The organism is Chlamydiota bacterium (genome assembly GCA_016178055.1).
Taxonomy (GTDB): domain Bacteria; phylum Auribacterota; class JACPWU01; order JACPWU01; family JACPWU01; genus JACOUC01.
The window spans coordinates 46322-55421 of the sequence record JACOUC010000015.1 but is presented as its reverse complement, the minus strand read 5'-3'; the positions used below and the strand labels follow the sequence as shown (position 1 = coordinate 55421).

The following is a 9100-nucleotide window of genomic DNA, read 5'->3' as shown; positions in this document are numbered from 1 at the left end:
TAAGACTCTTCCCAAGCTCAATTTCTTGCTTTTCCACTTCAAATATCAATCTTACCTTACCAAATTTTGGTCACCCGCTGACAATTTTTGTCATTCGCCTTACAATTTTTGTCACCTATCTACCAAATTTTGTCGGTTTGACCCAAAATTCGCATTAGCTCACGTCCCCTATTCCTATAAAATAATTCTCTTTCGCTTGTGTTCCATGACGGATTTGTTGGTCCCTTCAGAAACGGGGACGGGATAGTCGCGGGTGTAGCAGGCGGTGCAAAATCCAATTTTAAGATGCTGCATCGCTCTCAGCATTCCTTCCAGACTCAGATAGCCCAGACTATCCGCCTCAAGATAATTTCGAATTTCATCGAGATTATGAGAGGAGGCGATCAATTCCTCCGAAGAGGGAAAATCGATCCCATAGTAGCAGGGGCTTACGTGGGGAGGGCAGCTGATTCTTACATGAACTTCCTTCGCTCCTGATTCTCTCAAGATTCTGACGCGGGAGCGGCTGGTCGTTCCACGAACAATAGAGTCATCGATCACAATAATTCTTTTTCCTTGAATGACTTCTCTAATGGGATTTAATTTAATCGTTACCCCCAAATCACGTACAAATTGACTGGGTTGCAAGAAAGTTCGGCCTACATAATGGTTTCGAATAAAACCCACTTCAAGCGGGATTCCAGATTCTTGAGAATATCCCAAAGCAGCAGAATTTCCAGAGTCAGGGACAGGAATCACAACATCAGCCTCGACAGCATGTTCACGAGCAAGTTCCACTCCAAGTTGTTTACGAATGGAGTGAACGCTATGGCCCATTATCCAACTGTCCGGACGGGAAAAATAAATATTTTCAAAAATGCAAAAGGAGGTTTTAAGATTTTCGCCAAAGGGTTTAATCGATCGCAAAATATTTTTCCCAATGAAAACAATTTCCCCTGGCTCAATATCTCGAACAAAACGGGCTCCAATCAAGTCAAGCGCACAGGTCTCAGAGGCCAAAATATAAGCCCCGTCCTTTTCTCCCAGACACAAAGGTCTAAACCCATTGGGATCTCGAACCCCGATAATTTCGTCTTCCCATAAAATGACCAAGGTATAAGCCCCTCGCACTTTTTTGATGGCATCAATGAGAGCTTCTTCTCGAGAGGGGAGAGAAGATCTTGCAATTAAATGAAGAAAAATTTCACTATCAACGGTTGTCTGAAAAATAGATCCCTTCCGTTCAAGCTCTTCACGAAGTTCTCGAGCATTTACCAAATTTCCATTATGCCCAATCGCAATATCCCCTTTGGAACAGCTCACGAGAAGTGGCTGGGCATTTTCAATGAGGCTGGAACCTGTGGTCGAATAGCGAACATGGCCAATGGCAATCGAGCCCGTAAGGGCCTTTAACGTCTTCTCACCAAAGACCTCTCCGACCAGTCCCATGCCCTTATGAACCTTAAGGGTTTTTCCATCGCTTGCAACAATCCCCGCCGATTCTTGACCCCGATGCTGAAGAGCATAAAGACCCAAATAAGTTAAATGAGAAGCATTGTCATTACCAAAAACGCCGAAAACACCGCAAGCATCTTTCGGACGCAAATTCTCTTCTTGAATTTCTTCGTTTATGGATTCATCCATGATTCAATTGAGGTTCTCCATGGTTTCTCGATTTTTTCTAAAGTCGTATCTATGACCTTAAAATTTGAAATAGATATTTGAAAGCCCTTACTTTTAACTTCTCCCAATTTTGAAAGCTCAACATCAAAATCACTTGCAAGTTTTGAAATGGCTTCTTGATTTTGACGATCGATGGAGAGGACCACCCGCGAAGGAGATTCACCAAAAAGCATTTCGTCCCTTCTTAAATTTTGAGAAGCATCCCATTGACAGGAAATCCCCTTTCCTCCTCCAATAGCGGATTCTGAAAGGGCAACCGCTAATCCCCCCTCCGAGCAGTCATGGGCACTTTTCACCCATCCTTTTCGAATAGCCTCACTGATAAAATCTTGAAGTCTCATCTCTTTTTCAATATCAAAAAAAGGGAGAGGACCTTTATGATTCTTTCGAATTCTCCACAAATATTCACTTCCTCCTAAACCTTTCCCAAACCCTCCAGTTAAAAAAATAAAATCGCCCTCATTCTTAAAGAAGGCAGTCGTAATCTGTTTTTCTTCTTCAATAAGCCCCACCATTCCAATGGTTGGAGTAGGATAAACTGCACCTTGTGGACTTTCATTGTAAAGACTAACATTTCCACCGGTCACAGGAATTGCAAATTTAAGACAGGCATCCCGAATACCCTCAATGCCTTGTCGAAGCTGCCAAAAATTTTCAGGCTTTAGCGGATTTCCAAAATTCAAACAATCGGTCAGGCCTAAAGGTCGAGCCCCTGAAACCACTAAATTACGAGCGGCCTCTGCAACTGCCATCATCGCCCCCTGATAAGGATTCAAATAGCAATACCGCCCATTGCAATCACTGGTCATGGCGATCCATTTTCCAGCCTCTTTCAAACGAAAGACAGCCGCATCGGATCCTGGAGGGAGAGCTGTATTGGTCATGACCATGTGGTCGTACTGTTCATAAATCCAGCGCTTGCTTGCGAGCGTTGGCTCCCCTAAAAGTTGAATGAGGGTCTCACTATAATTTTCGAATTCAGGACCTGCATCACTTAAGTGATTAATTTCATCAAGATAAGCCGGCCTTCGGGCCTCTCTTGCATAAAGAGGAGCCTCATCCGTTAAGGCCTTAGAAGGAACATCTGCAACAACGACACCTTTTTCCTTTACCACCATATGACCTGTATCCGTCACATGACCGATCTGGGCTGCATGAAGTCCCCATTTATCAAAAATCTTTAAAACCTCTTTTTCATGCCCCTTTCGGACAATCACCAGCATGCGCTCCTGAGATTCAGAAAGCATAATTTCATAAGGATTCATTCCGGTTTCTCTTTGAGGGACAAGCGACACATCAATTTCAATTCCAGAATTGCCACGAGAGGCCGTTTCACACGTTGAACAAGTAAGTCCTGCAGCTCCCATGTCCTGGACCCCAATGACACATTCAGGTTTTTTAAAAAGTTCCAGACAAGCCTCCACCAAAAGTTTTTCCATAAAAGGGTCCGCCGTCTGAACACTGGGTCGATCCTCATGAGAAGTTTCGGTTAATTCATCTGAGGCAAACGTAGCCCCGTGAATTCCATCCCGCCCTGTAGCAGCCCCCACATAAAACACAGGATTTCCAATACCGACCGCTTTCCCTTTCACAAGCTCAGAATGACGGGCAAGGCCCAAACAAAAAACATTCACCAGAGGGTTGGTTAAATAACATTCTTCAAAATAGACCTCACCTCCTACTGTCGGAATTCCAATACAATTTCCATAATGAGCAATTCCTGAAACGACTCCATTGAGAAGGGCCCGTGACTTGGGTTCGTCTAGTCTCCCAAATCTCAGAGAATCCATGAGCGCAATTGGACGAGCCCCCATGGTAAAAATATCTCGAATAATCCCTCCCACTCCCGTTGCGGCGCCCTGAAAAGGCTCAATCGCAGAAGGATGGTTATGGCTTTCCATTTTAAAAACAAGACACCATCCATCTCCAATGTCAATAGCCCCTGCATTTTCATCACCTGCTTTAATGAGAATTTTCTTTCCTTGAGTTGGAAGTTTTTTGAGCTCCAGTTTGGAATTTTTATAACCACAATGTTCACTCCACATTACCGAGAAAAGACCCAATTCTAAAAAATTCGGCTCTCGCCCCAGAAGCATTTTTACACGCTCGTATTCTTCAAGGGTTAATCCATGCTGCGTAATCATTTGTGGAGTAAGGGCGGTTAGTTTTGTCATAAATGTTTAGCCATTCCCTGAAGCACTGATTCAAATATTTTTTTCCCGTCAATGGATCCTAAAACAAGCTCCGAAGCTCGCTCTGGATGGGGCATCATTCCAAGCACATTTCCTTCTTCATTCGTAATCCCCGCAATATTTTCAAGAGATCCATTCGGATTAGACTCTTGAGTAACATGCCCCGCCTCATCACAATACTTAAAAACAATTTGACCCTTTTGCTTCATTTTCTGAAGGGTCGCTTCATCAACAAAATAATTTCCTTCTCCATGGGCAATAGGAATTCTAAGAGACTCACCTACTTTACATTGATTGCTAAAAGGAGTATTCACATTTTCAGAGCGGATATGGATATATTTACAAATAAATTTTAAAGAATTATTACGAAGCATCGCACCTGGAAGAAGCCCGGCCTCTAGTAGAATTTGAAATCCATTGCAAATTCCTAGGACAAGCCCACCTTTTTTTGCAAACTGAAGAACAGCATTCATCACGGGAGAAAAACGGGCAATGGCACCCGTCCTTAAATAATCTCCATAGGAAAATCCGCCTGGAAGAATGACGCAATCAAATTTTGAAACATCGGTCTCCTGATGCCAGACATATTCAACTTCTTCATGCAGGACCTCACTTATCACATGAAAACAGTCTGCATCACAATTCGAGCCTGGAAAAACCACAACGGCAAATTTCATCCCACCACCTGTCATGAAGTCACCTGTCATGAAGTTCAAAAAACGAGCTTCATGCTAGCATCGAACATCATAAAATTCAACTAAAGGAATGACCCCACCACCTGCTGTTGACCCTTTGGACCAGTCCACCCAAGGCGGACCTGCTTTTGGCAGTACGAGAGGTGGGAGAGAGTCGGATCCACTTTGGTGGTACAGCAGGTGGTGGGATGATTATTTTTCTATTTATTAATATACAAACTTTGTATATAATGAATTTGGACTTAAACATGAGGCCTTATGAAGACAAAAACTGTTAATATTTCTTTTCAAAATCACCTTCTTTCTCTCATTGATAAAATGGCTCGGAATGAGTCTCGTACCCGATCAGAATTAATACGTGAAGCTTCACGAGCCTATATTGATCGAAAGAACAAATGGAAAACCATTTTTGCCTTTGGCAAAAAACAAGTGGGATCTTTAAAGCTAAAGGAATCGGACATTGAAATGGCGATCAAACAATTTCGTGAAAAGAGAAAATCCTCACATTGAGTATCATTAAAGTTGTTTTAGATACTAATATTCTCATCTCTGCCATCGTTTTTGGTGGAAAACCAAAAAAGATTTTAGAAATGGCCATTAAGGGAAAAATCTCAATCGCCGTTTCTCATCCTCTCATTCAAGAACTCCGGGGTGTGCTTGAAGGAAATAAGTTTCAATATCCCGAAGAAGCAACAGAAATCATATTGACGGAACTCATCTCGGTAGGTGAAATGGTCTCCCCCACAGAAAAAATCTCTGTTATTTCAAACGACCCACCGGACAACCGCATTCTTGAATGCGCAATAACCGCAAAAGCAAATTGTATCGTTTCAGGAGACCACGATCTATTCACTTTAAAAGAATTTCAAGGGATTCCAATTTATACTGCTGACCAATTTCTGAAACTTTACCCGCTCTAATTGCAACAGTTTAGTCTATTCTCCCTCGAGGGAACTGAGGCGGTTTCTGTCGGGCGTTGGAGACGTCCGCGACCCGGTGGGCCGACGAATAGTCGGCCCGAGCGGGCGACTCCGTCGAGCGACAGGCCGCCGGTGGGCGGCCCGAGCGCCCCGTCAGAAACCGTCTCAGTTCCCGGGACTAAACTATTACCTTTAATTTTCGTTAACAAAGCTCAAGTTCATACCGATATTGTTCAATGATCGGATTCACCAACAATTTTTCACAAATGGACTGGATTTTGGGTTTTGCCTCTTCGGGATTCTGAGCCTCCAAAAAAACCTCTACATATTTTCCAACCCTTACTTCATGAATACCCGAATATTGCAAAGTCTTTAGGGCATGTTGAACCGTCAGCCCCTGCGGGTCTGAAACCCCTTTTTTAAGCGTCACTTCAATTTTTGCCTTGATCATATGAACTCCTTGAAATTTAAAATCTAAATGGCTCAGCTTTAGTCATTTGACACTCAGTGGATGAAAATAACCCCTCCAACTCCCCTTATATAAGGGGAGGGTTCCCCCCTCTTAAGATAAGAGGGGTTGGGGGGAGTTATGAGAACATAGATGCATTAATTTCCATCATCGTTTCAACCATACTATCAGACCTTCACAAAGAGTGAAGCGTTAACTACTTTTTCCCTACACTTAAGAGCTCTTGAGCATGTGTTAAGGCAATCTTAGAAGTTTGATTTCCTCCCAACATTCGTGCAATCTCACGGGCTCGATCTTGAGCATTTAAAGAACGAATTTGAATGGTCACTCTCTTTGAAGACTGAACCTTCTCAACACCGTAATGCTGATCTGCACAGGCAGCAATTTGAGCCAAATGGGTAATGGCAATGACTTGATGATTTCGAGAAAGATCCTTTAATTTGTGCGCAACTTGATGGGCACTCGTCCCTCCTAAATTGGCATCAATTTCATCAAAAACCAAAACGGGAACGAAGGACTTTTCACTTAACAATGCCTTCATGGCCAGCATCACTCGAGAAAGCTCTCCGCCTGATGCAATCTCACCCAGAGGTTTAGGAGACTCTCCAGCATTGGTCGAAATATAAAAACAAATTTCATCTTTCCCGGCAGGGCCAATCATCCGTGACTCTTCTACCCTCACTTCAAACCTCGCCGCCTTCATCCCTAAAACTTCCAGCTCTTTCACCATCCCGAGAGCAAGTTTTTGGCTCTGATGCTTTCTTTGCTGCGTGAGACGATCTGCATTTTCATAATAGAATTTTTCTTCATTTTTATAAGCCGCTGAAATTTCTTCCAATTTTTCTTCTCCCCTTTCAAGCGAAGAAAGTTTCTCCTGAATTTCCAAAAGAATTTTTTCTAAATCATCCCCATACTTCTTTTTTAGCCTTTGAATTTCAAGAAGTCTTTCCTCAATAAACTCTAACCGCTCAGGATCATAATCCATGACTCGAAATTTTTCCCGAATCAGGCTTTGAATCCCATCGACGGCATAATGTAAATTTTCAAGAGAAGATATTTCTGGAATCAAAGAAGAATCAAACTCGGCAATCGCTTTAAGGTCCAAAACCAATTTTGAAAAAAGATCCCGTAATGAAGGATTTGATTCGGATAAGGTATTTTCTAAACTTTGAACCAAAGCTTTAATTCTTTCGTGATGAGAAAGAATTTTTGCCTCGTCCTCTAAAGCAACCTCCTCACTCGGTTGATAATTTAAGGCCTTTATTTCTTTTTCCTGATACCGCAAAAAATCTAATTGTTTTTCTCTATCCTGAAAAATCATTTCAAGACCTTTTTTTTGTTCTAAAAGATTTTGAAGACGCGTGTAACTTTCCTTCATCTTTTTACGTTGATCCATTAAATTTCCCAAAAGATCCACAAACTCCATCTGACGATGAGGCTTTAAAAGGGACTGATGTGCGTGCTGACCATGAAGATCAATTAAACACTCTCCCATACTCTTTAAAAAGGAGATATTCACTTGAGATCCGCTGACAAACGCCCTTGATTTTCCATCCGAGGACACCTCGCGGCGGATCACCAACTCTCCTGAATCGGTCTCTAACCCTTGTTCGGATAAAAGACCCCAAATTTCTGAGTCATTTGAAACCTCGAAAGAGGCTTCGACCCAACCACGGGTCTCCCCTTCCCTCACCCAATCCGAGGAGGCCTTCTCTCCCAAAATTAAAAGCAAGGCGCCTACCGTGATGGATTTCCCAGCCCCTGTTTCCCCTGTAAGGGCATTAAAACCCTTTCCCCACTCAACTTCCAATTCTTCAATCAAGGCAATATTTTTAATAAAAAGACGTTTTAGCATGATCATTTTCCTTTATAGTCCCAATCGCTTAAATACATCATCCACATGTTTGAGATGATACTTTAAGTCAAAACATGCTTCGATCCTTTTTGAATCGATCAGTTTTAAAAATTCTTTATCGCCCAAAAGGGATTCTTTGAGATTTTTCTTTTCATCCCACGCCTTTAAAGACACCCTCTGCACGATTCGATAGGCTTCTTCCCGTGTCTTCCCTTTTTGAATCAGCTCCAAAAGCAAGCGCTGAGAAAAAACAGCTCCTTGAGTTAACCCTATATTTCTCATCATATTTTGAGGATAGACAACCATATTTTGGAAAACACGTACTGTAAGGCGAATCATAGTGTGAATGAGCGTCGTTGCATCTGGAATGATAATTCGTTCAACAGAAGAGTGAGTCATATCACGCTCATGCCAGAGAGCCACATTTTCCATGGCAGCCACTGCATAGCCTCTTAAAACCCTCGCCAGACCACAAATTCTCTCACAGGTAATGGGATTACGCTTGTGCGGCATCGCAGAGGACCCTTTTTGTTCCTTTCCAAATCCCTCTTCGATCTCTTGAATCTCGGTTCTTTGCAAATTACGAATTTCAAGAGCAAATTTTTCTAAAGAAGAGCCGAAAATTGCAAGGGCACTGATATACTGGGCATGTCGATCTCGTTGAATAATCTGACTGCTCACGGGCGCAGGCATTAAATTTAATTTTTTACATACATATTCCTCAACCTGAAGATCTACATGGGCGTGGGTTCCAACCGCTCCTGAAATTTTTCCAAAACCGATGATTTTTTTTGCAGAGGTTAATCGCTCCCTATTTCGATAAAGCTCATCTAGAAAAAGGGCTAATTTTAAACCGAGTGTGGTGGGTTCCGCATGAACTCCATGAGAACGCCCCATCATCAAGGTATGCTTATATTGAACGGCCTTCTCCTTCATCACCTGGACTAACACGTCAAAGTCCTTGATCAGAATATCCATTGCATCAACCATTAAAACAGCCAAGGAGGTATCAAGAACATCTGAAGAAGTAAGCCCAAAATGAATAAAGCGGGCTGAAGAACCGATATTTTCAGAAAGATTTGTTAAGAATGCAATCACATCATGCTCAACACTCTTTTCAATCTCACTAACGCGTTTAAGATGAAAATGGGCCCCTTTTTTGATCTTTTCAAAATCAGATTTTGGAACTTTTCCTAATTTCACCATTGATTCTAAAGCCAAAAGTTCAATTTTAAGCCATAAAGCTAATTTTTTTTCTTCACTCCAATGATTGACCATTTCTGGAGTTGAGTATCGTTCAATCATAA

8 protein-coding genes are annotated in these 9100 nt (G+C 42.2%); 2 read left to right on the top strand and 6 right to left on the bottom strand.

Annotated features, from left to right (window positions below):
* Positions 1-174: 174 nt before the first annotated feature.
* The 3 genes from HYS07_02130 to purQ are packed head-to-tail and all read right to left on the bottom strand — an operon-like array spanning position 175 to position 4531.
* The gene (locus HYS07_02130; GenBank protein MBI1869973.1) at positions 175-1623 is read right to left on the bottom strand and encodes an amidophosphoribosyltransferase; all 1449 of its coding nucleotides are present in this window, start codon (positions 1621-1623) and stop codon (positions 175-177) included.
* Entirely contained in the window at positions 1608-3836 is a 2229-nt protein-coding gene (gene purL, locus HYS07_02125; protein MBI1869972.1) for a phosphoribosylformylglycinamidine synthase subunit PurL, read from the bottom strand. Before purL ends, HYS07_02130 begins: the two co-directional genes overlap by 16 nt.
* Entirely contained in the window at positions 3833-4531 is a 699-nt protein-coding gene (gene purQ, locus HYS07_02120) for a phosphoribosylformylglycinamidine synthase subunit PurQ (GenBank protein MBI1869971.1), read from the bottom strand. Before purQ ends, purL begins: the two co-directional genes overlap by 4 nt.
* Positions 4532-4807: 276 nt before the next feature.
* Between purQ and HYS07_02115 the strand changes: the two genes are divergently transcribed.
* Both HYS07_02115 and HYS07_02110 read left to right on the top strand, forming a co-directional pair.
* The gene (locus HYS07_02115; protein MBI1869970.1) at positions 4808-5059 is read left to right on the top strand and encodes a ribbon-helix-helix protein, CopG family; all 252 of its coding nucleotides are present in this window, start codon (positions 4808-4810) and stop codon (positions 5057-5059) included.
* Positions 5056-5469: a putative toxin-antitoxin system toxin component, PIN family gene (locus tag HYS07_02110; protein ID MBI1869969.1), complete on the top strand. Its 414-nt coding sequence runs from the start codon at positions 5056-5058 to the stop codon at positions 5467-5469. The genes HYS07_02115 and HYS07_02110 overlap by 4 nt, the downstream gene beginning before the upstream one ends.
* 202 nt (positions 5470-5671) lie before the next feature.
* Here the strand turns inward: HYS07_02110 and purS are convergent, their stop codons facing one another.
* The 3 genes from purS to HYS07_02095 all read right to left on the bottom strand — a co-directional run bounded on the left by purS (position 5672) and on the right by HYS07_02095 (position 9098).
* The gene (gene purS, locus HYS07_02105; protein MBI1869968.1) at positions 5672-5920 is read right to left on the bottom strand and encodes a phosphoribosylformylglycinamidine synthase subunit PurS; all 249 of its coding nucleotides are present in this window, start codon (positions 5918-5920) and stop codon (positions 5672-5674) included.
* Positions 5921-6134: 214 nt separating this feature from the next.
* Positions 6135-7793: a DNA repair protein RecN gene (gene recN / locus HYS07_02100; protein MBI1869967.1), complete on the bottom strand. Its 1659-nt coding sequence runs from the start codon at positions 7791-7793 to the stop codon at positions 6135-6137.
* Between the two features lie 12 nt (positions 7794-7805).
* Positions 7806-9098, bottom strand: coding sequence for an adenylosuccinate lyase (locus tag HYS07_02095; GenBank protein ID MBI1869966.1), 1293 nt, complete (start codon positions 9096-9098; stop codon positions 7806-7808).
* Positions 9099-9100: the final 2 nt, after the last annotated feature.

Excerpts from the sequence above, each read along its gene's own strand:
- HYS07_02115 (MBI1869970.1), top strand. The coding sequence starts at position 4,808 with ATGAAGACAAAAACTGTTAATATTTCTTTTCAAAATCACCTTCTTTCT.
- purS (MBI1869968.1), bottom strand. The coding sequence starts at position 5,920 with ATGATCAAGGCAAAAATTGAAGTGACGCTTAAAAAAGGGGTTTCAGAC.
- recN (MBI1869967.1), bottom strand. The coding sequence starts at position 7,793 with ATGCTAAAACGTCTTTTTATTAAAAATATTGCCTTGATTGAAGAATTG.
- purL (MBI1869972.1), bottom strand. The coding sequence starts at position 3,836 with ATGACAAAACTAACCGCCCTTACTCCACAAATGATTACGCAGCATGGA.
- HYS07_02095 (MBI1869966.1), bottom strand. The coding sequence starts at position 9,098 with ATGATTGAACGATACTCAACTCCAGAAATGGTCAATCATTGGAGTGAA.
- purQ (MBI1869971.1), bottom strand. The coding sequence starts at position 4,531 with ATGAAATTTGCCGTTGTGGTTTTTCCAGGCTCGAATTGTGATGCAGAC.
- HYS07_02130 (MBI1869973.1), bottom strand. The coding sequence starts at position 1,623 with ATGGATGAATCCATAAACGAAGAAATTCAAGAAGAGAATTTGCGTCCG.